23 protein-coding genes are annotated in these 25,364 nt (G+C 73.0%); 6 read left to right on the forward strand and 17 right to left on the reverse strand.

Annotation, left to right across the window (positions count from 1 at the left end; all coding sequences use genetic code 11):
- Positions 1-28: 28 nt before the first annotated feature.
- From ACFV0Q_RS17910 to ACFV0Q_RS17920, 3 genes are all read right to left on the reverse strand, one after another.
- A complete protein-coding gene (locus ACFV0Q_RS17910; protein ID WP_385006333.1) occupies positions 29-583 on the reverse strand; it encodes a GNAT family N-acetyltransferase in 555 nt (184 codons plus the stop codon).
- A gap of 27 nt (positions 584-610) precedes the next feature.
- Positions 611-2,842: an MMPL family transporter gene (locus ACFV0Q_RS17915; protein ID WP_385006335.1), complete on the reverse strand. Its 2,232-nt coding sequence runs from the start codon at positions 2,840-2,842 to the stop codon at positions 611-613.
- A gap of 180 nt (positions 2,843-3,022) precedes the next feature.
- Positions 3,023-3,397 (reverse strand): signal peptidase I, encoded by a 375-nt coding sequence (locus tag ACFV0Q_RS17920; protein WP_385006337.1) that lies wholly within the window; start codon positions 3,395-3,397, stop codon positions 3,023-3,025.
- Between the two features lie 61 nt (positions 3,398-3,458).
- On the opposite strand from ACFV0Q_RS17920, the gene ACFV0Q_RS17925 reads away from it, so the two are divergent.
- The 4 genes from ACFV0Q_RS17925 (at position 3,459) to ACFV0Q_RS17940 (ending at position 7,669) form a co-directional block, all read left to right on the forward strand.
- Positions 3,459-4,250 carry a GNAT family N-acetyltransferase gene (locus ACFV0Q_RS17925; RefSeq protein WP_385006369.1) on the forward strand — a complete coding sequence of 264 codons (792 nt, stop codon included), beginning with the start codon at positions 3,459-3,461 and terminating at the stop codon, positions 4,248-4,250.
- Positions 4,251-4,299: 49 nt separating this feature from the next.
- Entirely contained in the window at positions 4,300-4,800 is a 501-nt protein-coding gene (locus ACFV0Q_RS17930; RefSeq protein ID WP_385006339.1) for a DinB family protein, read from the forward strand.
- A gap of 134 nt (positions 4,801-4,934) precedes the next feature.
- Positions 4,935-7,070 carry a penicillin acylase family protein gene (locus tag ACFV0Q_RS17935; RefSeq protein WP_385006341.1) on the forward strand — a complete coding sequence of 712 codons (2,136 nt, stop codon included), beginning with the start codon at positions 4,935-4,937 and terminating at the stop codon, positions 7,068-7,070.
- Positions 7,067-7,669, forward strand: a complete 603-nt coding sequence (locus ACFV0Q_RS17940; protein ID WP_385006343.1) for a GNAT family N-acetyltransferase — start codon at positions 7,067-7,069, stop codon at positions 7,667-7,669. The genes ACFV0Q_RS17935 and ACFV0Q_RS17940 overlap by 4 nt, the downstream gene beginning before the upstream one ends.
- Before the next feature lie 71 nt (positions 7,670-7,740).
- On the opposite strand, the gene gatB is transcribed toward ACFV0Q_RS17940, so the two are convergent.
- The 10 genes from gatB to ACFV0Q_RS17990 all read right to left on the reverse strand — a co-directional run bounded on the left by gatB (position 7,741) and on the right by ACFV0Q_RS17990 (position 19,472).
- Positions 7,741-9,234, reverse strand: a complete 1,494-nt coding sequence (gene gatB, locus ACFV0Q_RS17945; RefSeq protein ID WP_385006371.1) for an Asp-tRNA(Asn)/Glu-tRNA(Gln) amidotransferase subunit GatB — start codon at positions 9,232-9,234, stop codon at positions 7,741-7,743.
- A gap of 37 nt (positions 9,235-9,271) precedes the next feature.
- Positions 9,272-9,517, reverse strand: coding sequence for a hypothetical protein (locus ACFV0Q_RS17950; RefSeq protein WP_266573809.1), 246 nt, complete (start codon positions 9,515-9,517; stop codon positions 9,272-9,274).
- Positions 9,514-11,010 carry an Asp-tRNA(Asn)/Glu-tRNA(Gln) amidotransferase subunit GatA gene (gatA, locus tag ACFV0Q_RS17955; RefSeq protein WP_385006345.1) on the reverse strand — a complete coding sequence of 499 codons (1,497 nt, stop codon included), beginning with the start codon at positions 11,008-11,010 and terminating at the stop codon, positions 9,514-9,516. Before gatA ends, ACFV0Q_RS17950 begins: the two co-directional genes overlap by 4 nt.
- A gap of 5 nt (positions 11,011-11,015) precedes the next feature.
- Positions 11,016-11,312 (reverse strand): Asp-tRNA(Asn)/Glu-tRNA(Gln) amidotransferase subunit GatC, encoded by a 297-nt coding sequence (gene gatC / locus ACFV0Q_RS17960; protein ID WP_266842456.1) that lies wholly within the window; start codon positions 11,310-11,312, stop codon positions 11,016-11,018.
- A gap of 225 nt (positions 11,313-11,537) precedes the next feature.
- Positions 11,538-13,739 carry a putative bifunctional diguanylate cyclase/phosphodiesterase gene (locus ACFV0Q_RS17965; RefSeq protein WP_385006347.1) on the reverse strand — a complete coding sequence of 734 codons (2,202 nt, stop codon included), beginning with the start codon at positions 13,737-13,739 and terminating at the stop codon, positions 11,538-11,540.
- Positions 13,740-14,110: 371 nt separating this feature from the next.
- Complete coding sequence (gene ligA, locus ACFV0Q_RS17970) at positions 14,111-16,312, reverse strand: NAD-dependent DNA ligase LigA (RefSeq protein WP_385006349.1); 2,202 nt, start codon at positions 16,310-16,312, stop codon at positions 14,111-14,113.
- 30 nt (positions 16,313-16,342) lie between these two features.
- Positions 16,343-17,326 carry a methionine synthase gene (locus ACFV0Q_RS17975; RefSeq protein WP_385006351.1) on the reverse strand — a complete coding sequence of 328 codons (984 nt, stop codon included), beginning with the start codon at positions 17,324-17,326 and terminating at the stop codon, positions 16,343-16,345.
- Positions 17,323-18,012 (reverse strand): SDR family oxidoreductase, encoded by a 690-nt coding sequence (locus ACFV0Q_RS17980; RefSeq protein WP_385006353.1) that lies wholly within the window; start codon positions 18,010-18,012, stop codon positions 17,323-17,325. The genes ACFV0Q_RS17975 and ACFV0Q_RS17980 overlap by 4 nt, the downstream gene beginning before the upstream one ends.
- A 52-nt stretch (positions 18,013-18,064) precedes the next feature.
- On the reverse strand, positions 18,065-18,409 hold the full coding sequence (locus tag ACFV0Q_RS17985; RefSeq protein ID WP_385006355.1) for a DUF1330 domain-containing protein: 345 nt from the start codon (positions 18,407-18,409) through the stop codon (positions 18,065-18,067).
- 88 nt (positions 18,410-18,497) lie between these two features.
- Positions 18,498-19,472, reverse strand: a complete 975-nt coding sequence (locus tag ACFV0Q_RS17990) for a GlxA family transcriptional regulator (RefSeq protein WP_385006357.1) — start codon at positions 19,470-19,472, stop codon at positions 18,498-18,500.
- Between the two features lie 103 nt (positions 19,473-19,575).
- On the opposite strand from ACFV0Q_RS17990, the gene ACFV0Q_RS17995 reads away from it, so the two are divergent.
- Positions 19,576-20,499 carry an NADP-dependent oxidoreductase gene (locus ACFV0Q_RS17995; RefSeq protein ID WP_385006359.1) on the forward strand — a complete coding sequence of 308 codons (924 nt, stop codon included), beginning with the start codon at positions 19,576-19,578 and terminating at the stop codon, positions 20,497-20,499.
- On the opposite strand, the gene mnmA is transcribed toward ACFV0Q_RS17995, so the two are convergent.
- Positions 20,496-21,632, reverse strand: a complete 1,137-nt coding sequence (mnmA, locus tag ACFV0Q_RS18000) for a tRNA 2-thiouridine(34) synthase MnmA (protein ID WP_385006361.1) — start codon at positions 21,630-21,632, stop codon at positions 20,496-20,498. The two genes, ACFV0Q_RS17995 and mnmA, sit on opposite strands and share 4 nt — an antisense overlap.
- Before the next feature lie 68 nt (positions 21,633-21,700).
- On the opposite strand from mnmA, the gene ACFV0Q_RS18005 reads away from it, so the two are divergent.
- A complete protein-coding gene (locus ACFV0Q_RS18005; protein WP_385006373.1) occupies positions 21,701-22,420 on the forward strand; it encodes an N-acetylmuramoyl-L-alanine amidase in 720 nt (239 codons plus the stop codon).
- A gap of 48 nt (positions 22,421-22,468) precedes the next feature.
- On the opposite strand, the gene ACFV0Q_RS18010 is transcribed toward ACFV0Q_RS18005, so the two are convergent.
- The 3 genes from ACFV0Q_RS18010 to ACFV0Q_RS18020 all read right to left on the reverse strand — a co-directional run bounded on the left by ACFV0Q_RS18010 (position 22,469) and on the right by ACFV0Q_RS18020 (position 25,331).
- Positions 22,469-23,632 (reverse strand): cysteine desulfurase family protein, encoded by a 1,164-nt coding sequence (locus tag ACFV0Q_RS18010; protein ID WP_385006363.1) that lies wholly within the window; start codon positions 23,630-23,632, stop codon positions 22,469-22,471.
- Between the two features lie 142 nt (positions 23,633-23,774).
- Positions 23,775-24,632 carry a thioesterase family protein gene (locus ACFV0Q_RS18015; protein ID WP_385006365.1) on the reverse strand — a complete coding sequence of 286 codons (858 nt, stop codon included), beginning with the start codon at positions 24,630-24,632 and terminating at the stop codon, positions 23,775-23,777.
- A gap of 42 nt (positions 24,633-24,674) precedes the next feature.
- On the reverse strand, positions 24,675-25,331 hold the full coding sequence (locus tag ACFV0Q_RS18020; RefSeq protein ID WP_385006367.1) for a trimeric intracellular cation channel family protein: 657 nt from the start codon (positions 25,329-25,331) through the stop codon (positions 24,675-24,677).
- Positions 25,332-25,364: the final 33 nt, after the last annotated feature.

Raw genomic sequence — 25,364 nt, forward strand, 5'->3', positions numbered from 1 at the left:
CCCGGGGCGGCGGCCGCGCCCCGGGCAGCTAGGCGGTGGGGGAGGCGGCCCATGCGACGGCCAGGACAGACCCGAACTCGGAGTCCAGGCGGACGCCGCGGTGGAGGTGGTCCTGCCGCATGACGCCGTCGCGGGTCAGGCCGAGCCGCTCGGCGACCGCGATGCTCTTCTTGTTGCCGCTGGCGACGTGCCACTCGACGCGGTGCATGCCGCGCTCCTGGAACGCCCAGTCGATCAGGACCCGGCAGGCCTTCGTGACCAGGCCCCGGCCCGCCCCGGCGGGCTCCATCCAGCAGCCGACCTCGCAGTTGCCGGAGGCCGCGTCGAAGCTGCGGAAGAGGACCCCGCCGACGAGGGTGCCGTCGACGCGGATGCCGTACAGCCGGGCTCCGTCGGCGGCCGCCTTCTCGGCGTTGGAGCCGAGGAGCCGCCGGGCGGAATCGAGGTCGGTGGCGCGGTCGGGGAAACCGATGTACTGGCCGATGAACTCGCGGCCGCGGTCCATGTGGGCCAGGAACTCCTCGGCGTGCCAGATCTCCAGCGGGAACAGCTGGGCGTCGTCGGCGAGGTCTATCGCGAACATCCGTGCTTCCTTACGGCTCGTAACCGGTCAGCGGGGCAGGGGGGCCGGTTGCGCGTGGTCCGCGTCCGGCCGCTGCGCCGGAAGTGTCGCACGCGTGCGGCACTCCGGGGGCTCGATGCTGATGCGGGGCAGCCGGCGGTCCAGCCAGCGGGGGATCCACCAGTTCGCTCCGCCGAGCAGGTGCATGAGGGCGGGGACCAGCAGGGTTCGCAGGACGAAGGCGTCGAGCGCGACGGCGACGGCGAGCGCGATGCCGAACATCGCGATGAGCCGGTCTCCGCTGAGCACGAACGCGAGGAAGACGGAGATCATGATGACGGCCGCCGAGTTGATCACCCGGCTGGTCTCCGCGAGTCCCACGCGCACGGCCCGCCGGTTGTCGCCGGTCTCCAGCCACTCCTCGTACATCCGGCTGACCAGGAAGACCTGGTAGTCCATGGAGAGCCCGAACAGCACGGACACCATGATCACCGGGAGGAAGGGTTCGATCGGGCCCGCGCTGCCCAGGCCCATCAGCTCGCTCCCCCAGCCCCACTGGAAGACCGCGACGACGACGCCGAAGGAGGAGGCGACGGCCGCGACGTTCATGGCGGCCGCCTTGAGCGGGATGCCGAGGGAGCGGAAGGCCAGCAGCAGGAGCACGCAGCCGAGCGAGATGACCACCCCCACGAAGAGGGGCAGCTTCCCGATGATCACCTCGGCGAAGTCGTCGTAGCCGGCCGTCACCCCGCCCACGTGGGCCCGCATCGAGCTGCCTTCCCCGGCGCGCGGGATGACGTCCCGGCGCAGGGTGTCGACCAGTTCGCTGGTGGCCCGGGACTGCGGCGCGGACCGCGGTACGACCGTCAGGACGGCGGTGTCCCCGCTGCGGCTGAAGACCGCGGGACCGGCGGAGGCGACGCCTTCGGTGGTGCGCAGCGCCTCGGCCAGCCGGTCCACGGCGACGTGGTCCGCGGCCCCTTGGAGGCGGGCGACGACGGTGAGCGGGCCGTTCGTGCCCGGGCCGAAGCCGTCGGCCAGCAGGTCGTAGGCCTTGCGCGTGGTGGATCCGGCCGGGTTGTTGCCCTGGTCGGAGGTGCCGAGGTGGAGCGAGAGGGTGGGCAGCGCCAGCACCACCATGACCAGGGTGGCGACGAGGCCGAGCACCTTGGGGTGCCGTTCGACGAAGGCGGACCAGCGGGCGGCGAATCCGGTGGGCGTCTCGGGACGGGGGCCTTCGGCTGCGAGCCTGCGGCGTTCGCGGCGCGAGAGGGCCCGCGGGCCGATGTAGGAGAGGAGTGCGGGCAGCAGGGTGACGGAGGCGGCGACGGTGAGGACCACGGTGAGGGACGCGGCTATCGCGACGCCGTCGAGGAAGTTCAGCCGCAGCACCAGCATGCCGAGCAGGGCGATGCAGACGGTGGCCCCGGCGAACACGACGGCCCGGCCGGTGGTGGCGACGGCGCTCTCGGCGGCCTCGTCGACGGAGAGCGCCCGGGCCAGTCCCTTGCGGTGCCGGGTGACGATGAACAGGGCGTAGTCGATGCCGACGCCGAGGCCCACGAGGGTGCCGAGCATCGGGGCGAAGTCGGCGACGGGCATGGCGTGCCCGAGGAGGGTGATCCCGAAGTAGGCGCTGCCGACGCTCACCAGGGCGGTCGCGATGGGCAGCAGGCTGGCGGCGAGGGAGCCGAAGGCGAGGAAGAGGACCACGGCGGCGATGGCGACGCCGATGACCTCGGCGAGGTGGGGGCTCGGTGCCTCCGTCAGTCCGATGGCCCGGCCCCCGAGTTCCACCTGGAGGCCGTCGGCCCGGGTGGCCTCGTTGCGCGCCGCGTGCACGACCGCCTGGGCCTGTTCCTTGGGTACGGAGTCGGCCGGCCGGTCGAAGGTGACCACGGCGTAGGCGGTGCGCCCGTCGGGGCTGATCTGCCCGGCGCTGCCGGGGCCCGGCCCGTAGGGGCCGGCGACCGATCCGACGCCGGGGAGGGCGGCGATGGCGTCCAGGGCCCGGGTCATGCGCCGTTCGACGTCCGGGTCCCGTGCGCTCTGGTGGTCCGGGGTCCGCCACACGACGGTGTCGGTGTCGCCGCCCTGGCCGTGGAAGCCGTCCCGCAGGAGGGCGTGGGCCTTGGCGGACTCCGTACCGGGGACCTCGTAGTCGTTGGAGAACGCGGTCCCGGCGGCGCCGGCCGCCGCGGCCGTGGCGCCGAGGGCGAGCAGCCAGATCAGAACGGTGGCCAGTCGGTGCCGCATGCACCACCGGGCGATTGCTGCCAACGGACGTGCTCCCTGGTGGTTCGGATCTTCACCGGGAGGCGGCCCGACGCAAAGAACGCTTGAACTCGTGCAACTCGTGCAACTCGTGAACTGCTGGAGTTGTGAAGAGGCGAGGGTGGTCTACACCTCAATGCCACGATCGCAGCGTTTGGTGATCGTTGGCCGGTTTCGTGTGCATCGTCACAGGTCTGCGACGCGGTAGCCGGCGACGGAGGGCCATCGCACGGTGAGGACGACCGTGTCCTCCTCCGCGTACCAGGAGTGGTCGACCCCGCGCCCCCAGACCACGTAGTCCCCCTGCTCGGCGAGGACCACGGTCCGGCCGGGGAACTCCAGCCGGAACCGGCCGCTGATCAGGACCTGGAGCGCGGTACGGCGCTCGCCGGTGACCCACTGCGCGCGTTCCTCGCCCTTGGGGTGGACGCCCCACTTGATCTCGACGTCCTCGCTGTGGCGGGGATCGCCGGGCTCCTTGAAGTGGCCGAGGAGCCAGCCGCGGTCGGCGGCGGCGTCGGGCGTGGCCTTGCCGGTGTAGACGGCGGATTCGTCGTTCACGGGGCTGAGGCTAATGCAGTTGTCGGATGCGGCCGGAACCTGGTGAGCTGCCCCGATGACGATGGATCGGGAAGAACTGCTGAAGGTGCGCGACCGGTACGACGCGGAGGTGCGGCGCGACGCCGCGCACGCGTCCGTGGAACGGGTGGGGGCGGTCGTACGTACCGTGCCCGGGCTCGGCTGGAACGGCGTGCTGTGGTCGGACCTCGACGAGGCGACGGCGGACGCGGAGATCGCGGCGCAGGTGGCGTACTTCGGCGCCCTCGACGGGGACGCGGGCGGCGGCGTGGAGTTCGAGTGGAAGCTGTACTCCCACGACCGCCCCGCCGACCTCGGGGAGCGGCTGCGGGCGGCGGGCTTCGTGCCGGAGCCGCCGGAGACGCTGATGGTGGCCCGCACGGCGGACCTCGCCGCGCTGCCGGTGGAGGCGCCGGAGGGAATCACCCTGCGGGTGGTCACGGACGAGGCCGGGGTGGACCTGATGATGGAGGTCCACCACCGGGCCTTCGGCACGGAGCGGCCCCGGATCCGGGAGCAGATGCTCTCCCTGCTGCGGGACGAGCCCGACACGATCGAGGCCGTGCTGGCGATGGCCGGGGAGGTACCGGTCAGCGCGGCCCGCATGGAGATGCGGCCGGGCGGCTCCTTCGCCGGACTGTGGGGCGGCGGCACGGACCCGCGCTGGCGCGGCCGGGGCATCTACCGCCTCCTCGTGGCCCACCGCGCCCGCGTGGCGGCGGCCCGCGGCATCCCGTACCTCCAGGTGGACGCCTCGCAGGACAGCCGCCCGATCCTGGAACGCCTGGGCTTCGGCGTCCTGGGCGTGACGACCCCGTACATCGGGCGACCGTGAGCGGCGGAACTCCCTTTCCCCGGCCGGGCGGACACGGCAGGATCGGGGGATGGAACGTATAGGACCGCCGTTGACCGGAGGAGAGCGTGAGACCCTGCGCGCTTTCCTCGATTACCACCGGGCCACCCTCGCCTGGAAGTGCGAGGGGCTCACCGACGAGGAGTTGCGCCGCCCGGCCTCGCCGCCGTCCACGCTCAGCCTGCTGGGCCTGGTCCGGCACATGGCGGAGGTGGAGCGCCATTGGTTCCGCCGCACGCTCGGCGGCGCGGACGTCCCGCACCTGTGGTCCGACGACCACGACTTCCAGGCCGCCTACGACGCCTCCGGTTCGACCCGCGCCGAGGCCTTCGCCGCCTGGGAGGAGGAGGTCGAGCACTCGCGCGCCCTCGAGGCGTCCGCCCCGTCCCTCGATGTGACGGTCCACGTCGCGAAGTGGGAGGAGGACGCCTCGCTCCGCCTCGTGATGCTGCACATGATCCACGAGTACGCCCGCCACAACGGCCACGCGGACTTCCTCCGCGAGGCCGTCGACGGAACCGTCGGCGCCTGAGAGGAAGCCCCCGCCACCCCCGCCGCGCTCAGGAGGGGCGCCAGTAGCCCGGCCCTTGCCGACCGCCCTGTCCGCCCCTCCCCCTGACACCCTTATAGTTAGGCCAGCCTAACCTAAGACGCTTGGGGAAGAGTGTGAGCAGTGTGAATACCGAGGACTACGAGGTCTTCCGCGACAGCTGGGGCATCCCCCACCTCCGCGCGTCCGGCCCCCTCCGGCTCTCCTACGCCCAGGGCCGCGTCACGGCCGTGGACCGGGCCTGGCAGCTGGAGGTCGAGCGGCACCGCGCCCAGGGCTCCAGCGCCGCGTTCCTCGGGGCGGACTGCGTCACCTGGGACCGGTTCGCCCGCCAGGCCCGCCTCGACGACACCGCGCGGCGCTGCTACGAAGCCCTCGACCCCGAGACCGGCGCGTGGGTCCGCGCGTACGTCGACGGGGTCAACGCGGGCCTCGCCGAGGGCGCCGCCCGCGACGACCGTTTCGCGCGCACCGGCCACACCCCCGCCCCCTGGCAGCCGTGGGTCCCGCTCTCGATCTGGATCGGCACGCACATCCTGTTCGCGGGCTTCGCCACGAAGCTCTGGCGCGAGCGCGTCGCCCGCGCCCTCGGCGACGGGGCCGCCACCCTCTTCGCGACGGACGGCCCCGGCACCGCGGGCAGCAACGGCTGGCTCGTCCCGGGCGACCGGACCGCCTCCGGCGCGGCGATCATCGCGGGCGACCCGCACCGGTTCATCGAGGACCCGGGCGTCTACCAGCAAATACGCCTGGCCTGCCCCGAGTACGACGTCCTCGGCCTGGCCGTCCCGGGCGTCCCCGGCCTCGGCCACTTCGGGCACACCGGCAGCGCCGCCTGGGCGATCACCAACGCCATGGCCGACTACCAGGACCTCTACGTCGAGCGGCTCCGGCCGGCGGCCGACGGCGACGGGGTGGAGGCCCTCGGCCCCGACGGCACCTGGGAGCCGGTCGCCCGGCACACCGAGACCATCACCGTCGCGGGCGGCCCGGACGTCGAGGTCGAGGTCCTGGAAACCGCCCGCGGCCCGGTCATCATCCGCCCGGACGCCCCGGACGCCCCGGACGCCGCAGCCGCCCCGGACGCCCCAGCCGCCGACGGCACCGCCCCCGACGCCCCCCAGACCCTCTCCCTGCGCTACCCGCCCCGCGTCCGCGCCGACCTCGGCTTCGCCGTGCTCCCCGCGCTGCTCCGCGCCCGCACCGTCGCCGACATCGACGCCGCCCTCGACGGCTGGGCCGAGCCCGTCAACGTCGTCCACGCCGCCGACACCGACGGCGGCCTCCTGCACCGCGTCGCGGGCGCCGTCCCGCTGCGCGACCCCGCCAACCGGCTCCGCCCGGTGCCCGCCTGGGAGCCCCGGCACGCCTGGCGGGGCTGGGCGCCCACCCCCGCCGAGCCGGTGCAGGGCTTCGCCGTCATGGCGAACGCGCGCGGCATCGCCTCCCCGCTCGGCGTCGAGTTCGCGCCCCCGCACCGCGCCGACCGCATCCGCGCGCTGCTCAGCGGCTCGGCGGACTGGACCCCGCCCGCGATGGCCGACGTACACCGCGACACGCACCTGGCCTCCGCCGAGCCGCTCCTCGCGCTGCTGCCCGGCCTCGACGGCCTCTCCCCCGCCGCCGACAAGCTCCGGGCCCGACTCCTCGCCTGGGACCGGCACATGGCGGCCGACAGCACCGACGCCACCGTCTTCTCGGCCCTCAGGACCGCGACCGTACGCCGCCTCGCGGCCGACCCGGTCTTCGCCCGCCTGGCCCCGGCCCCGGACGGCCCCGACGTGTTCCACCCCTGGCTGTACCTCCTCCCCCGCGTCGGCTACGCCCTGGAGGGCCTGCTGACCACCCCGCTCCTGCCCGGCCTGGACCGCGCGGCGCACGTCCGCGCCGCCCTGGAGGACACGGCCTCGGCGGACCTCCCCGACACGCCCTGGTCGCGGGTGCACGTGCTCTCCCCCTGGCAGGCACTGCCCGACGAGGACGCCGTCTGGCCCGGCCTCGGCGGCGACCACGACTGCGTCAACGCCACCTCCTCCGTACCCGGGTTCACCGACCGCACCGCCCGCGCCTCGGCGGCCCGCTACGTCTGGGACCTGGCCCGCCGCGAGGACAGCCTGTGGGCGGTCCCGCTGGGCGCGGACGGCGTCACCGGCTCCCCGCACCACCGCGACCAGCTCCCGCTCTGGTCCGACTGCGCCCTCGTCCCCGTCGTCACCGACTGGACCCTGCTCACCAAGGAAGAATCCGCATGAGAACCGCCTCCACCCGCACCCCCGTCCACACCCTCCTCGTGGAGGGCTTCGGGACGGTCACCATCACCCCCGTCGACCCCGCCGCCGACGCCGCCCGGATCCACGGCTGGGTCAGCGAGGAGCGGGCGCGCTTCTGGGGCATGAACGGGGCGAGCGTCGAACTGGTCCAGGAGGTCTACGAGGACGTCGACCGCCGCACCACCCACCACGCCTTCATGGTCGCCCTCGACGGCGAGCCGGTGGCGCTCTTCCAGACGTACGACTGCGCCGAGGACCGGGTCGGCGAGTGCTACGAGGTCCTGCCCGGGGACGTCGGCGTGCACCTGCTGATCGGCCCGGTCGAGGGCGGCGCGGCCCGGCCGGGCTTCACGGGGGGCCTGATGACGGCCTTCCTCTCGTACCTGTTCTCCGACGGCTCCGTCCGCCGGCTCGTCGCCGAGCCGGACGCGCGCAACGCCAAGGCCATCGAGCGGCTGGTGCGCACCGGCTTCGTGCTCGGCCCGGAGGTGGAGCTCCCGGAGATCGACCTGCCCGAGGTCTACCTCCCGGCCAAGCCGGCCCGCCTGACCTTCCTCAGCGCGCCGGGTACCGCTGGCTGAGCACCGTACGGGACGGCGAAGGCCCCGCACCGGCAACGGGTGCGGGGCCTTCGGCCGTTCGGTGGAGGGGCTCAGCCCTCCGTCACGCCCAGGCGCTCCAGGATGAGCTCCTTGACGCGCGCGGCGTCGGCCTGGCCGCGGGTGGTCTTCATGACCGCGCCGACCAGCGCGCCCACGGCGGCGATCTTGCCGCCGCGGATCTTGTCGGCGATGGCCGCGTTGCCCGCGATGGCCTCGTCGACGGCCGCGCCGAGCGCGCCCTCGTCCGAGACGACCTTCAGGCCGCGCTTGTCGACGACCTCGTCCGGGGTGCCCTCGCCGGCGAGGACGCCCTCGATGACCTGACGGGCCAGCTTGTCGTTGAGCGAGCCGTCCGCGACCAGGGCCGCGACCCGCGCGACCTGGGCCGGGGTGATCGGCAGCTCGTCGACGACGACGCCCTGCTCGTTGGCGTTGCGGGCCAGCTCGCCCATCCACCACTTGCGCGCGGCGGCCGAGTCGGCACCCGCCTCGGTCGTGGCGACGATGGAGTCCACCGCACCCGCGTTGAGGATCGACTGCATGTCGTGCTCGGTGACGCCCCACTCCTCGCGGAGCCGGTTGCGGCGCACGCGCGGCATCTCGGGCAGACCGCCGCGCAGCTCCTCGACCCAGTCGCGGGCCGGGGCCACGGGCACCAGGTCCGGCTCCGGGAAGTAGCGGTAGTCCTCGGCGTTGTCCTTGATGCGGCCGGCCGTGGTGGAGCCGTCCTCCTCGTGGAAGTGCCGGGTCTCCTGCACGATCGTGCCGCCCGACGAGAGCACCGCCGCGTGGCGCTGGATCTCGAAGCGGGCCGCGCGCTCGACGGAGCGCAGCGAGTTGACGTTCTTCGTCTCGCTGCGGGTGCCGAACTCGGACTCGGGGGTCGGGCGCAGCGACAGGTTCACGTCGCAGCGCATCTGGCCCTTGTCCATGCGGGCCTCGGAGACGCCGAGCGCCTTGATGACCTCGCGCAGCTCGGCGACGTACGCCTTGGCGACCTCGGGGGCCCGCTCGCCCGCGCCCTCGATCGGCTTGGTGACGATCTCGATGAGCGGGATGCCGGCGCGGTTGTAGTCCAGCAGGGAGTGGGACGCGCCGTGGATACGGCCGGTGGCGCCGCCGACGTGCAGCGACTTGCCGGTGTCCTCCTCCATGTGGGCGCGCTCGATCTCCACGCGGAAGATCTCGCCGTCCTCCAGCTGCACGTCGAGGAAGCCGTTGAAGGCGATCGGCTCGTCGTACTGGGAGGTCTGGAAGTTCTTCGGCATGTCCGGATAGAAGTAGTTCTTCCGGGCGAAGCGGCACCACTCGGCGATCTCGCAGTTCAGCGCGAGACCGATCTTGATGGCGGACTCGACGCCGATCGCGTTGACGACCGGGAGGGAGCCCGGCAGACCGAGGCAGGTGGGGCAGGTCTGCGAGTTGGGCTCGGCGCCCAGCTCGGTGGAACAGCCGCAGAACATCTTGGTCTTGGTGCCGAGCTCGACATGGACCTCGAGGCCCATGACGGGGTCGTACGACGCGAGGGCGTCCTCGTACGACATCAGTTCGGTGTAGGTGCTCACGGTGAAACTTTCCCTCTCAGCCCAGCAGGACGTCGTCGTCGCCGAGGCGCTTCAGCTCGCGGTACAGGATCGCGAGGCCGGTGACGATGGCGGCGGCGGACACGACGGCATCGACCAGCTTCAGCGTGTCGTGCTCGGTGCGGGCCTTCTTGGCCTGCTTGATCACGCTGAAGGCGCCGAAGGCGGTGGTGCCGATCGACAGGTAGGTACCGGACTTGGACTTCTTGAAGCCCTTGGCCTTGGACAGTGCACTGGTGCTCACAGCGACGGTGCCTCCTCAAGCAGCGGGTGACCCCAGCGCGCGACGAAGGCGGCCTCGACGGCCGCGCCGACCTTGTACAGCCGGTCGTCCTTCATCGCCGGGGCGATGATCTGCAGTCCGACCGGGAGACCGTCCTCCGGGGCCAGGCCGCAGGGCAGCGACATGGCGGAGTTGCCGGCCAGGTTGGTCGGGATGGTGCACAGGTCCGCGAGGTACATCGCGAGCGGGTCGTCGGTGCGCTCACCGATCGCGAAGGCGGTGGTCGGGGTCGTCGGGGAGACGATCACGTCGACCTTCTCGAAGGACTTCTCGAAGTCCTGCGTGATGAGCGTGCGGACCTTCTGGGCGGAGCCGTAGTACGCGTCGTAGTAGCCGGAGCTGAGCGCGTACGTGCCGAGGATGATGCGGCGCTTGACCTCGTCGCCGAAACCGGCTTCGCGGGTCAGGGCGGTGACGTCCTCGGCGGACTTGGTGCCGTCGTCGCCGACGCGCAGGCCGTAGCGCATGGCGTCGAAGCGGGCCAGGTTCGAGGAGCACTCGGACGGCGCGATCAGGTAGTACGCGGCCATCGCGAGGTCGAAGGACGGGCAGTCCAGTTCGACGATCTCGGCGCCGAGCTCCTTGAGGAGCTCCACCGACTCGTTGAAGCGCTGGACGACACCGGCCTGGTAGCCCTCGCCGGCGAACTGCTTGACCACACCGACGCGCATGCCGGCGACGGAGCCGTTGCGGGCCGCCTCGACGACCGGCGGGACCGGGGCGTCGATGGAGGTGGAGTCCATCGGGTCGTGGCCGGCGATGACCTCGTGGAGGAGGGCCGCGTCCAGGACCGTACGGGCGCACGGGCCGCCCTGGTCGAGGGACGAGGAGAAGGCGACCATGCCGTAGCGGGAGACGCCGCCGTACGTGGGTTTGACGCCGACGGTGCCGGTGACGGCGGCGGGCTGGCGGATGGAACCGCCGGTGTCCGTGCCGATGGCGAGGGGGGCCTGGAAGGCGGCCAGCGCGGCCGCGGAGCCGCCGCCGGAGCCGCCGGGGATCCGGGTGAGGTCCCACGGGTTGCCGGTCGGGCCGTAGGCGCTGTTCTCGGTGGAGGACCCCATGGCGAACTCGTCCATGTTGGTCTTGCCGAGGATGACGACGTCGGCTTCCTTCAGCTTGCGCGTCAGGGTGGCGTCGTACGGGGGGATCCAGCCTTCGAGGATCTTCGAACCGACGGTGGTCGGGACCCCGATGGTGGTGAAGATGTCCTTGAGCGCGAGCGGGACGCCGGCCAGCGGGCCGAGCTTCTCGCCGGCCGCCTTCTTGGCGTCGACGGCGCGGGCCTGCGCGAGGGCGCCCTCACGGTCGACGTGCAGGAAGGCGTGGACCTTCTCGTCGGTCGCGTCGATGCGGGCCAGGTGGGCCTCGGTGACCTCGACGGCCGTGAGCTCGCCGGAGGCGATCTTCTCGGCGGTCTGGGCGGCCGTGAGCTTGATGATCTGGTCAGTCATGGTTGTTAGTCCTCCCCCAGGATCTGCGGCACCTTGAAACGCTGCTGCTCCTGGGCGGGAGCGCCGGAAAGCGCCTGCTCGGGGGTGAGCGACGGACGGACCTCGTCCGCGCGCATGACGTTCGTCAGCGGCAGCGGGTGGGAGGTCGGCGGGACGTCTTGGTCGGCGACCTCGGAAACGCGGGCGACCGCGCCGATGATGTCGTCGAGCTGTCCTGCGAAGTGGTCGAGCTCTTCGCCGGACAGCTCCAGACGTGCCAGCCGAGCGAGGTGAACGACCTCCTCGCGCGTGATGCCAGGCATGCAGCGATCCTCTGGGGTTGGAGTTCTGGGCGTACGCCCAATCCTAGAGGGCGCGGGCGCCCGGCAGCGCACCACTTGTTCACCCCCGCCACTGCGGGGACCACAGCTGACCAGCGAAGTGGTCGAGCCCGTCGCTGGGACCACCCCCGCACCGGCGGGGAACACACGCAGAGCGTACGGGACGTCACCCCGAGCGACGCCCGCCGCCCGGCGGCACGCGTCCGGCTACGGGGCCGGAGTCTCGGAGGCGGCCGCCGCGGCGGCGAGTTCCGCGGTGATGTCGGCCGGGCGGCGCCAGCCGCGCTCACCGCGGGCCAGGAGCCACGCCGTGGCCTCCTGCGGAGGCATCGCGGCGGCCACCAGCCACCCCTGCACGGCATCGCAGCCCAGATCCCGCAGCCGCTCCCACGTCTCGTCGTCCTCGACGCCCTCGGCGACGACCAGCAGCCCCAGCGAGTGCGCCAGGTCCACCGTGCACCGCACGATCTCCGCGTCCTGCGCGTCCACCGCCAGCCGTGCCACGAACGACCGGTCGATCTTCAGCTCGCTGACGGGCAGCCGCCGCAGGTGCACCAGCGACGAGTAGCCGGTGCCGAAGTCGTCCAGCGACATCTTGACCCCGTGCCCGGTCAGCCCGGCCATGGTGTCCGCCGCCCGCTGGGGGTCCTCCAGCAGGACGTGTTCCGTTATCTCCAGCTGGAGCCCGCTCGCCGGAACCCCGTGCCGCGCCAGCCGGGCCGCGACCGCGCCCGCGAAGCCGGGGGTGTGGACGTCGCGCGGCGACACGTTGACGGCGACCGGCACCTTCAGCCCCTGGGCCCGCCACCGCGCGACCTGCGCGAGGGCCGTCTCCAGGACGTACTCCGTGAGGTGCGGCATCAGCCCGGAGGTCTCGGCGATGGCGATGAACTCGTCCGGGGGGACCCGCCCCCGCTCCGGGTGCACCCAGCGCACCAGCGCCTCCAGCCCGGCGACGTGCCCGTCGAAGCGGACCTTCGGCTGGTAGTGGAGTTCCACCTCGCCGGCGTCCAGGGCCCGCCGCAGGTCACCGAGGAGGCCGAGCCGGTCGGGGGTGTTGCTGTCGCGCTTGGACTCGTACACCTCGACGCCGGTGCGGTCCCGCTTCGCCTGGTACATGGCGACGTCGGCCCGCCGCAGCAACCCCTCCGCGTCGAGCGCGTGGTCGGGGAAGACGGCGAGCCCGGCGCTGGCCTCCAGGACGAGGGTGAGCCCGTCCAGGTCGAGCGGGGAGCTGAGCTCGGCGACCAGGTGGCGGGCGACGCGCTGGGCGCTGGTGGTGGAGTCGGCGACGGGCAGCAGGACGGCGAACTCGTCGCCGCCGAGCCGGGCCACTTCCGCGTCGGGCGGCAGCGCCTGCCGCAGCCGGTCGGCGATCTGGAGCAGCAGCCGGTCCCCCGCCAGGTGGCCGAGGGTGTCGTTGACGGCACGGAAGCGGTCCAGGTCGATCAGGACCAGGGCCGCGCGGGTGCCCAAACGTTCAGCCTCGTCCAGGGCCGACCAGGCCCGTTCCAGCAGCCACTGCCGGTTCGGCAGGCCGGTCAGCGTGTCGCGCAGCTGTTCCTCCGCCCGGGCCCGGGCGATCCACAAGGTGGAGTCGAGCGCGATGAGCGGTACGGCGAACAGCGGCAGCAGCACCGGCTGGGTGCTGGCGACGACGCAGATCAACGGGGCGATGCCGAGCAGGGCCGCGGCGACCAGCGCCTGGCGGAGCAGGGCGGTGCGGGCCACCGTGGGCAGCCCGCCGCCGCGCGGGGCCAGCGCGAACCACAGCAGGACCCGGGTGACGAGCAGGTAGGAGACGGCGACGAGGACCACCTCGGGGGCGGCCGCGAGGTCCCAGGTGGTGGGCGGCCAGGGGGACTCGACGGTTGGCGCGTCGCCGAAGGCGGCCAGGACGAGGGCCCCGGCGCCGATGCCGAGGATGTCGGCGGAGCCGTGCAGCAGGCCCTGCCTCCAGCGGTGCCGGCGCGCGGCCCCGACCAGGGAGACCACCGCGAGCGAGACGAGTCCGGCCGGGACCCACCCGTAGAGGAGGAGCACGCCGAGGGTGAGCGCGGCGCCCGATCCGGTGCCGCCCCACCAGCGGTCCCGGCCCAGCGCGACCAGGTGGCCGACGATGATTCCCGTGAGCAGGGCCAGCGCCCAGCCGACCGTGCCTCCGGGGAACAGCGCCTGACGGTCGGTCAGTGCCGAGATGACGCCGCCGACGAGCACCACGGCGGACAGGCCCACGACGACGAGGGGCAGCACGGTGCGCCGCCGGTCCTGCCCCGTCCCGCCCGGCCCGGTGTCGAGGGCACGGGTTTCCGGTGTCCTGGTGCCCAGGACACCGAGCCGGCCCGCCCGCATGGACGGGATGTCCCCGCCGAATTCAGGTGACGGGTCGGCGCTTTCGGTGGGTTTCATGCCCGTCCCTCTCACAGCCGGCGATGCCGATGTCACGCGATGGCCCCGATGTCATGCCATCACGGCTGGAAGCGCATCAGGCAGCCGTGCACGACAGGCGCACCCCACAACAGTAGGACGCGAGAGGCTCCCAGGGGCAGCGGTCGGCGGTGGTTGCCCGAATGCGACCCAGCCATCCTCATCAGTACGGTATCCGCCGAACGGGTGAGTTCGGACCAGGACCCCCGGGTCACCCATCCGATGATCCGACAGGTCACCGCCCCCCGACCAGCCCTGTACCGGCCGTTTACCACCGGACACCGCGCCGGGCGTGCGCCCGCCCGTACGGCCGCACGCCACGCATCCGTTCGTCTTCGCTACTCCTACAGGTACTACTGGGCTTCGCTTCCGCCGTCCAGCGGGAGCGCCGCCTCGCGGGCCGCGTCCGGGCCCTGTTCGAGCAGGACCTCGAATCCGGCGTCGTCGAGGACGGACAGCTTCAGCTGGACCGCCTTGTCGTACTTCGAACCGGGGTTGTCGCCGACCACGACGAACGAGGTCTTCTTCGACACCGATCCGGTCACCTTGGCTCCCCGGCTCTGCAGGGCCTCCTTGGCGCCGTCCCGGGTGTGGCTCTGCAGCGTGCCGGTGACGACCACGGTCAGCCCCTCCAGCGGCCGCGGCCCCTCCTCCTCGCCGGAACCTTCCTCCTCCATCCGGACGCCGGCCTCCCGCCACTTGCGCAGGATCTCCTGGTGCCAGTCGACGGCGAACCACTCCTTGAGGGAGGCGGCGATGATCGCCCCGACGCCCTCGGTGGCGGTCAGCTCCTCCTCGGTGGCCTGCTCGATGCGCTCGATCGACCGGAACTCGCGGGCCAGGGCCTCCGCCGCGACCGGGCCGACGTGACGGATCGACAGGCCGTTGATGATGCGGGCGAGCGGGCGTTCCTTGGCTGCCGCGATGTTCTCCAGCATCGCCAGGGCGTTCTTCTTCGGCTCGCCCTTCTGGTTGGCGAAGACCGTGACGATCTTCTCCTCGCCCGTCTTGGGGTCCCGCTTGGGCAGCCCGCTGTCGGCGTCGAGGACGTAGGCCTTGATGGGCAGCAGCTGCTCGATGGTGAGGCCGAAGAGGTCGCCCTCGTCGAGCAGCGGCGGGACGGCCGGCTCCAGGGGGCCGGTCAGCGCGGCCGCCGCGACCATGCCGAAGTTCTCGATGTCCAGGCTCTGGCGCCCGCCGAGGTAGAAGAGCCGCTCCCGCAACTGGGCGGGGCAGGTCTGCCCGTTGGGGCACCGGACGTCGATGTCCCCCTCCTTCATGGGCCGCAGCGCCGTCCCGCACTCGGGGCACTCGGCGGGCATCACGAACTCCCGCTCGGTGCCGTCGCGCAGGTCGACCACCGGGCCGAGGATCTCGGGGATGACGTCGCCCGCCTTGCGCAGCACGACGGTGTCCCCGATGAGCACGCCCTTGGCCTTGACGACCTCCTGGTTGTGCAGGGTCGCGAACTCGACCTCGGAGCCCGCCACCGTCACCGGCTCCACCTGTGCGTACGGGGTCACGCGCCCGGTGCGGCCGACGCCGACCTTGATGTCGATCAGCTTGGTGTTGACCTCTTCGGGGGCGTACTTCCAGGCGATGGCCCAGCGCGGGGCGCGCGCGGTGGAGCCGAGCCGGCCCTGGAGACCGATCTCGTCGAGCTTGACGACGACGCCGTCGATCTCGTGCTCCACCGAGTGCCGGTTCTCGCCGAAGTACGCGATGAACGCGCGGACCTCGGCGAGCGAGGAGACCACCTTGTTGTGCCGGGCCGTGGGCAGGCCCCATTCGTGCAGCAGCTCGTACGCCTGCGACTGGCGCTCGATGTCGAAGCCCTCGCGGGCGCCGATGCCGTGCACGACCATGTGGAGCGGGCGGCTCGCGGTGACCTTCGGGTCCTTCTGGCGCAGCGAACCGGCCGCCGCGTTGCGCGGGTTGGCAAAGGGCTTGCCCTCCGCCTCCACGAGTCTCGCGTTGAGCTCCTCGAACTTCTCCATCGGGAAGAAGACCTCGCCGCGGATCTCCACGAGGGCCGGGATCCGGTCTCCCTTGAGCCGGTCCGGGATCTCGGCGATGGTGCGGACGTTGGGCGTGATGTCCTCACCGGTGCGGCCGTCGCCGCGGGTGGCCGCACGGGTGAGGCGGCCGTTCTCGTAGGTGAGGTTGACGGCGAGGCCGTCGACCTTCAGCTCGCACAGGTAGTGGTAGTCCGAGGTGTTCACGTCCCGGGCCACGCGCTCGGCCCAGGCGGCCAGTTCCTCGTCGTCGAAGGCGTTGTCGAGGGAGAGCATCCGCTCCCGGTGCTCGACGGAGGCGAAGTCCGTCTCGTACGCCCCCGCCACCTTCTGGGTGGGCGAGTCGGGCGTGCGCAGCTCCGGGTACTGCTCCTCCAGCGCCTCCAGCGAGCGCAGCAGCTTGTCGAACTCGGCGTCGCTGACGACCGGCTGGTCGTTCACGTAGTACCGGAAGCGGTGCTCCTCGATCTGCTCGGCGAGCAGCTGGTGCTGCTCGCGCACCGCCGCCGGTACTGCCGTGTCCTGCTGTTCGGCTGCCATGCCGTGTCCTCCCGTGGCCCGTCTCGACCGTCACTCAGGGTTGTCGGCGAGCGACCTCGCCGCTCTGACGCAGTGCGCCTGCACCGCGCGCGCGTAGGCGGGCGAAGCGCCCGCCAGACCGCACGACGGGGTGACCACGACGGACTCGGCGAGAGTCCCCGGGGCCAGCCCCAGCCTGCGCCAGAGCTTCCTGACACCCATGACGCTACCGCCCGGGTCCGACAACGGGCCGTCGGTGCCGGGCACCACTCCGGCGAAGAGTTTCATGCCGTCTTCGACGGACTCGCCGATGGCGTCGTCCTCGCGCTCGGTGAGCAGGGAGAAATCGAACGACACGCCCGCGGCGCCGGCCCGGCGGAGCAGTGCGAAGGGGACCTCGGGGGCGCAGGAGTGCACGATCACCTCCCCGTCGTGGACGGCGAACAGGTCCCGCAGGGCGGATTCGACGACCTGCCGGTCGACGGCCCGGTAGGTGCGGTAGCCGCTGGCGGAGCGGACCCGGCCGAGCAGGACGGAGGTGAGCGAGGGCTCGTCGTACTGGAGGACGATCTCGGCGCCGGGGATCCGCTTGCGCACGTCGGCCAGGTGCGTGCGCAGGCCCTCGGCGAGGGATCCGGCGAGGTCCCGGCAGGCTCCCGGGTCCTGGAGCATGGCCTCGCCGCCGTGCAGTTCCAGGGCGGCGGCCAGGGTCCACGGGCCGACGGCCTGGACCTTGAGCCGGCCCGTGTATCCCTGGGTGAACTCCTCCAGGGCGTCGAGGTCCTCGCCGAGCCAGGAGCGGGCCCTCTTCGTGTCCCGTCCGGGGCGGTCGCTGATCCGCCAGCCGCTGGGCTCGACGTGCGCGTACATGTCGACGAGCAGGCCCAGCGAGCGGCCGATCATGTCCGCGCCGGGTCCGCGGGCGGGCAGCTCGGCGAGGTACGGGAACTCCTCGAAGGACCCGGTGACGGTCTTGGCGGCCTCGCGGGCGTCCCCGCCGGGCAGCGAGCCGACGCCGGTGGCGTTCGCGGTCACCGGCCGGGCCTGACGCTCAGGTCGTTGACCTCGGCGTCGCGCGGGAGGTCGACGGCCATGACGACGGTGGTCGCCACCGACTCGGGGTCGATCCAGCGCGCGGGGTCGTACTCCTTGCCCTCCTGCGAGTGCACCTTGGCCTGCATCGGGCTGGCGGTGCGGCCCGGGTAGACGGAGGTGACGCGGATCCCGTTGGGCTTCTCCTCTTCCCGCAGGGAGTCGGCGAGGGCCTTGAGCCCGTGCTTGGAGGCGGCGTAGGCGCCCCACTCGGCGTGCGCGTGGAGTCCGGCGCCGGAGTTCACGAAGACGACGGTGGCCTTGGAGGCGCGCAGGGTGGGCAGCAGCAGCCGGGTGACCTCGGCGGGGGCGATGAGGTTCACGTTGAGCTGCTGGTGCCAGGTCTTGGGGCGCAGTTCGGCGACGGGTCCGAGGTCGACGATCCCGGCGATGTGCAGGAGGGAGTCGATCCGCTCCGGGATCGGCTGCTTGGAGAAGGCCCACGAGAGCCGGTCGGGATCGGCGAGGTCACCGACGAGGGCCCGCGCCCCGGGGTACCGCTCGACGAGCTGCTTGCCGCGTCCGGCGTCGCGGGCGAGCAGGACGAGGTCGTCGCCCCGGGCGTGCAGACGGGCCGCGACGGCGGCGCCGATGCCGGATCCGGCACCGGTGATCAGGTGAGTAGCCATACCGCCCATGCTCGCACCCCGACGACGGGCGACGGCGCGCGGTTCCCCGCCGTCAGAGCCCTGCGTCCGCGCGCAGGCGGTCGGCCGTCTTCGTGGCGTCGTAGTCGGCCGGGACGCCCTCGACCAGGATGGCCTCGCCCGCGATGTGGCCGGTGCGCAGCGGGAGGATGGCCTGGTAGGCGGGCGAGTCGTACCAGGCGCGGGCCCGCTCGATGTCGGGGAAGCCTATGACGACGACGGTGCCGGGCCAGGGGCCCTCCTTGACCTCGACCTCCTTGCCGTGGACGAGGAAGCGGCCGCCGAAGGGGTCCATGGTGGTCTGGATCTCCTCGATGTAGCGGAGGATGTCGTCGTTCATGGTCTCGGGGCGGATGTGGGCGATGGCGTACGCGGTCATGGCGGTCTCCCCGGTCGGTCGGCCCGGCGGTCCGGGCCCTCGGAACGAGCCTGTCAGGGGGCCGGGCGGGGGTCGATTACCCCGGAGGTCATACCGGGGTGGGGGCGGCGGGGCGGAACGTGCGCCGGTAGGTGATCGGGGAGACGCCCAGGGCGGTGCGCATGTGCTGGCGCAGGGAGTTGGCGGAGCCGAAGCCGGACCGGTGGGCGACGAGGTCGACGGCGAGGTCGGTGGATTCCAGCAGGTTGCGGGCGATCTCCAGGCGCTGGACGGTGAGCCACTGGACCGGGGTCATGCCGACCTCGTCGCGGAACCGGCGGGTGAAGGTGCGCAGGCTCATCCGGGCGTGGGCGGCCAGCTCGGCCAGCGTGACCGGCTCGGCGAGGCGCTCCAGGGCCCAGGCGCGGGTGGCGGTGGTGGTGGCGACGGTGGGCTCGGGTACGGGCCGGTCGATGTACTGGGCCTGCCCGCCGTCCCGCCAGGGCGGTACGACGCACAGCCGCGCGGCGTGGTTGGCGACGGCGGAGCCGTGGTCCTGGCGGATCAGGTAGAGGCAGAGGTCGACGCCGGCCGCCACGCCCGCCGAGGTGAGGATGTCGCCGTCGTCGACGAAGAGCACCTCTTCGTCGAGCCGGACGCGCGGGAAGCCGCGCTGGAACTCGGGGGCGTGCAGCCAGTGCGTGGTCGCGGGCCGGCCGTCGAGCAGCCCGGCGGCGGCGAGGACGTAGGAGCCGGTGCAGAGGGAGACCAGCCGGGTGCCGGGCCGGATCGCGGCGAGGGCGTCGATCAGCGCCTGCGGCAGGGGCGCGCCCTGTGCGAGCTCGTCCATGGAGTGCGTGGGCGTGATGATCACGGTGTCGGCGGCGGCGAGGGCCTCGGGGCCGGCCGAGACGCCGACGGTGAAGCCCGCGTCGCTGGTCACGGGCTGTCCGTCGGCGGTGCAGACGGTCAGCTCGTAGAGCGGGTTCCCGGCCTCGTCCTGGGCGTTTCCGAAGACCCGGGAGGGGATGCCCAGCTCGAACGGGGGGACGCCTTCGAGAGCGAGTACGGCGACACGGTGCATGGCCAGATTCTGTCACATGGTGGCCGTCCGGCCAATACCACGGGTGCGTCCCGGAGCCGAAGCTGGAGTCGCAACAGCACGAAACGCACCCGAGGAGAAACACATGCTCGCCATCGTCGTCAGCCAGTGGGGCGGACCCGAGGTACTCACCGAGACCGAGCTGGACCGTCCCGAGCCCGGCATGGGCGAGATCCTGGTCCGGGTCCACGCCGCCGGGGTGAACCCGGTGGACTGGAAGACCCGCGAGAGCGGGGCCCTGATCCCCTGGGGCCCGGTCCCGCAGGTCGGCTGGGACGTCTCCGGCACCGTCGAGGCCGTCGGCCCGGGCGTGACCCTGTACGGCGTGGGCGACGAGGTGTACGGGATGCCCCGCTTCCCGCAGCAGGCCGGGGCGTACGCCGAGTACGTGACCGCCCCCGCCCGGCACTTCGCCCGCAAGCCCGCTTCCCTGGACCACGTACAGGCGGCGGCCCTGCCGCTGGCGGCGCTGACCGCGTGGCAGGCGCTGGTCGACACCGCCGGGGTCGCGGCCGGGCAGCGCGTGCTGGTGCACGCCGCGGCCGGCGGGGTCGGCCACCTGGCCGTGCAGATCGCCAAGGCGCGCGGCGCGTACGTCATCGGCACCGCGAGCGCGGGCAAGCACGAGCTGCTGCGCGGCCTGGGCGCCGACGAGGTGATCGACTACCGCACCACCGACTTCGAGGACGCGGTCACGGACGTGGACGTCGTGATCGACGCCATCGGCGGTGACTACACGGCGCGCTCGCTGAAGGTGCTCAAGCCGGGCGGACACCTGGTGACCCTGCCGGGCCCGGACGGCATCCCGGCCGACACGGCGGGCGTGCACGCGGCCTGGGTCCTGGTGGAACCGGACCTCGCGGGCCTGCGGGAGATCGCCTCCCTGGCCGACCAGGGCCTGCTGAAGCCGCTGGTCGACACGGTCCTGCCGCTGGAGCGGGCCGCGAAGGCCCACGAGATCGGCGAGCGGGGCCGGACGACCGGCAAGATCGTCCTGACGGTCGCCTAAGCGGAGGCGGGGGCCGCGGCCCGGGTGGTCGTGGCGATGGTGGCGGAGCCGACCACGCGCGTGCCGTCGTACAGCACGATCGCCTGGCCGGGGGCCACGCCGCGGACCGGCTCGGTGAAGCGCACGCGCAGTTCGCCGTCCACCATCTCGGCGAAGACCTCGGTCTCGCCGCCGTGGGCGCGCAGCTGCGCGGTGTACGTGCCCGGGGCGGCGGCCGCGGCGCCGCACCAGCGGGGGCGGATCGCGGTGAGGGCCGTGACGTCGAGGGCCTCGACGGGGCCGACGGTGACCGTGTTGTTCACCGGGGAGATGTCGAGGACGTAGCGCGGCTTGCCGTCGGCGGCCGGGTGGCCGATCCGCAGGCCCTTGCGCTGGCCGATGGTGAAGCCGAAGGCGCCCTCGTGGGTGCCGACCTTCTCGCCGGTCTCGTCGACGATGTCGCCTTCGGCCTTGCCCAGGCGGTTCGCGAGGAAGCCCTGGGTGTCGCCGTCGGCGATGAAGCAGATGTCGTGGCTGTCGGGCTTCTTCGCGACGGCCAGGCCGCGCTCCTCGGCCTCGGCGCGGATCTCTTCCTTGGTGGTGAGGGTGTCGCCGAGGGGGAAGAGGGCGTGGGCGAGCTGCTTCTCGTCGAGCACGCCGAGGACGTAGGACTGGTCCTTGGCCATGTCGGAGGCGCGGTGCAGCTCGCGGGTGCCGTCCTCGTTCAGGACGACGGTGGCGTAGTGGCCGGTGCAGACGGCGTCGAAGCCGAGGGCGAGGGCCTTGTCGAGCAGCGCGGCGAACTTGATCTTCTCGTTGCAGCGCAGGCACGGGTTCGGGGTGCGGCCGGCCTCGTACTCGGAGATGAAGTCCTCGACGACGTCCTCGCGGAAGCGCTCGGCGAGGTCCCATACGTAGAAGGGGATGCCGATGACGTCGGCGGCGCGGCGGGCGTCGCGGGAGTCCTCGATGGTGCAGCAGCCGCGGGCGCCGGTCCGGAAGGACTGCGGGTTCGCGGAGAGCGCCAGGTGGACGCCGGTGACGTCGTGCCCGGCTTCGACCGCGCGGGCGGCGGCGACGGCGGAGTCCACGCCGCCGGACATGGCGGCCAGGACGCGAAGGGGGCGGGCGGTGCGCGGCAGGTTCTCAGTCATAGCACCGTCCAGAGTACGGGGAACCGGGCGCGGTCACGGCGCGTTATCGCCTGTGGGGGGTGGATCACATGGTGGAGCAGGGCAAGCAGGGGTCGACGGGCGCGGGGTCGAAGGGTCCGGGCAAGGGTCCGGCGGGCCGGACCCGGCGGATGGTGCTCTTCGGCGGGCTCGGGGTGCTCGCGGTGGCGGCGCTCGCCGGCCGCGAGGAGATCGGGCGGGCCTGGTGGCTGGTGCCGGGGGTGCGCAAGCCGCGCACGGAGGGCGAGCTGGACCATGCGGGGGCGAGCTGGACGGCGGCGTCCCCGGCGAACTGGCGGCTGGCCGACCGGCCCGACGACTACCGGGTGGACCGGATCGTCATCCATGTCACCCAGGGCAGCTTCGCGTCCTCGGTGGACGCCTTCAAGAACCCGTTCCACAAGGCGTCGGCGCACTACATAGTCGGCAAGGACGGCCATGTGGAGCAGATGGTGCGCGAGCTGGACGTGGCGTTCCACTCCGGGAACCGCTCGATGAACGAGCGCAGCGTCGGCATCGAGCACGAGGGCTTCGTGGACCGTCCGCAGGACTTCACGGACGCCATGTACGCGGCCTCGGCGCGGCTGGCCGCCGATGTCTGCCGGAGGTACGGCATACCGGCGGACCGCAAGCACTTCCTGGGGCACTCGGAGGTCCCTGGCGCCGACCACACGGATCCGGGCCGCCACTGGGACTGGGACCGCTACCTCGGGCTGGTCCGCGCCGAGCTGGCGGCGCCGACGCCCACGCCCACGCCGCCCCGGGCTTGAGCCCGGGGCCGGGCGGCCCGGCGCGCCCAGGACCTACGTGCCCAGCCCCTAGCTGAGGCCCGCCGTGCGGGCGCGGTCCACCGCCGGGCCGATGGCGGCGGCCACCGCGGCGACGTCCTCCTTCGTGGAGGTGTGGCCGAGGGAGAACCGCAGGGTGCCGCGGGCGAGCTGCGGGTCCGTGCCCGTCGCGAGCAGGACGTGGCTGGGCTGGGCGACGCCCGCGGTGCAGGCGGAGCCGGTGGAGCATTCGATGCCCTGCGCGTCCAGGAGCAGCAGCAGGGAGTCGCCCTCGCAGCCGGGGAAGCTGAAGTGGGCGTTGGCGGGGAGCCGGCCGTCGGGGTCGCCGCCGAGGACGGCGTCGGGGACGGCCGCCAGGACGGCCCGTACGAGGTCGTCGCGCAGCGCGCCGATCTCCGCGGCGAAGGCTTCGCGCCGCTCGGCGGCGAGCACCGCCGCGACCGCGAAGGCGGCGATGGCCGGTACGTCGAGGGTGCCGGAGCGGACGTGCCGCTCCTGGCCGCCGCCGTGCAGGACGGGGACGGGGCTCTGGTCGCGGCCGAGGAGCAGCGCGCCGATCCCGTACGGTCCGCCGATCTTGTGCCCGCTGACGGTCATGGCGGCGAGGCCGCTGTCGCCGAAGCGGACGTCGAGCTGCCCGAAGGCCTGGACGGCGTCGGAGTGCAGCGGGATGGCGAACTCCTTCGCGATCCCGGCCAGTTCGTGGACCGGCATGACGGTGCCGATCTCGTTGTTGGCCCACATGACGGTGGCCAGGGCCACGTCCTCGGGGGCGCGTTCGACGGCCTCGCGGAAGGCGTCGGGGTGGACGCGCCCGTAGCGGTCCACGGGCAGGTACTCGACCCGCGCCCCTTCGTGCTCGGCGAGCCAGTGCACGGCGTCGAGGACGGCGTGGTGCTCGACGGGGCTGGCGAGGATGCGGGTGCGGGCGGGGTCGGCGTCGCGGCGGGCCCAGTACAGCCCCTTGACGGCGAGGTTGTCCGCCTCGGTGCCGCCCGCGGTGAAGACCACCTCGCTCGGGCGGGCGCCGAGTGCCTCGGCGAGGGACTCGCGGGCCTCCTCGACGGTGCGGCGGGCGCGGCGGCCGGCGGCGTGCAGGGAGGACGCGTTACCCGTGGCGGCGAACTGCGCGGTCATCGCCGCAGCGGCTTCCGGGAGCATCGGCGTGGTCGCGGCGTGGTCGAGGTAGGCCATGATCCCCCGATTCTACGAGCCCCCGGCGGCCGGGGTTCCCCGCGGTACGCCGGAACCCGCCGAACCGGCCGGTGCACCCCGCCGGCCCGGGCCGTGAGGCCCGGGCGGACGGGGCCCGGCCGGATCCGGCCGCGGCGCCGGCCTAGGTGCGCGGGGCGCGGGCCAGTTGGCGGGACTGGGCCACCAGGTGGTCGGTGGAGTCCCAGACTTCGGCGTCTTCCTCCAGGAAGCCGCCGGCCAGGTTGCGGGTGACGATGGACACCCGGAGCGGGCCGGGGGCCGGGCGGCGGCGGATGTGGGTGGTGAGCTCCACGGTCGGGGCCCAGCCCAGCAGTCCGAGGTCGAAGGCGGTCGGCGGGAGCGCGTCCACCGCGAGCAGCAGCGACAGCGGATCGGCGTCGCGGCCGTCGGCGAGCCCGAACCAGGCCCGCATCTCGCCCTTGCCGGAGGGTGCGCCGACCGCCCAGCCGGCGGTCGCCGGGTCCAGGCGCAGCCGGAGGCGGTCCACGATGGCGGAGCTGCCGGGGATCGGGGCCGGGCCGGCCTCGGGGCCGAGGCAGTCCTCGTAGGCGGGCATGACGGGCGGCCGCGCCACCGTGTGCACGGAGTCCGGGAGCGCCGCGAGGTCCCCGTAGGAGGCGAGGACGCGGATGCGTTCGACCTCGGCGCCGTTCTCGTCGAACTGGAACAGGGAGGCCTGTCCGGTGGAGAGGTTCCGGCCCGCCCGGACGACCTGGGTGCGGATCACGGCGGGGCCGGGCACCGAGGAGGTCAGGTAGTGGGCCGAGACGGTGAAGGGGTCCGGGTGCGGCAGGGCCGCCGACAGGGCCCGGCCGACCAGGGCCAGCAGGTATCCGCCGTTGACGGCGCTGATGATCGTCCAGCCTGCGGAGAGCTCCGCGTCGTACACCCCGGGCTCGCCCGCGCGGGGGGCGATGGTGGTGTCGCGGTCGAACTCGCTGTCGCCGATGGCGGCGGCCTGGGCAGCTGCGTATGACATGGCTCGACGGTACACCGGCAAGCTACTAAGCGGTAGCTTTTGTTAGGGCTCTTCGGCCACCGCGGAGCGGCGGTTCCAGGCCAGCGGGGCCCGCCAGTGGTAGCGCATCGCGAGCAGGCGCAGCACGAAGGTGGTGACGATGGCGACGGCGGTCGTCAGGGCGTTGAGCCTGTCCAGGCCGATGAAGACGGCCACCATCGAGGCGCCGACCATGGCCGGGACGGCGTACATCTCGCGGTCGCGCAGCAGCGACGGCACCTCGTTGACGAGGACGTCGCGCAGCACGCCGCCGCCGACGGCCGTGGCGAGGCCCAGCGCGGCGGAGGCGGTCAGGCCGAGACCGTACTCGTAGGCCTTGGTCGTGCCCGTGACGCAGAACAGGGCGAGGCCGGCGGCGTCGAAGACGTTGATGGCCCGGTTGATCCGCTGCACCTCGGGGTGCAGGAAGAAGACCAGTGCGGCGGCGACCAGGGGGGTGACGAAGAAGCTGAGCTCGCCGAAGGCGGCGGGGGGCACGGCGCCGATGACCAGGTCGCGGAAGAGGCCGCCGCCGAGGGCGGTGACCAGGGCGAGGACGGCGATGCCGAAGACGTCGAAGTTCTTGCGGACCGCGAGCAGGGCGCCCGCGGTGGCGAAGACGAAGATGCCCGCGAGGTCCAGGGCGTGCTGGACTCCGGGCGGGAAGAGATCGTGGAGCACCCCGCCATTGTCGCCTGGTGGCGGGGTGGGTCA

It is taken from the genome of Streptomyces sp. NPDC059564, from assembly GCF_042735575.1.
Classification (GTDB): domain Bacteria; phylum Actinomycetota; class Actinomycetes; order Streptomycetales; family Streptomycetaceae; genus Streptomyces.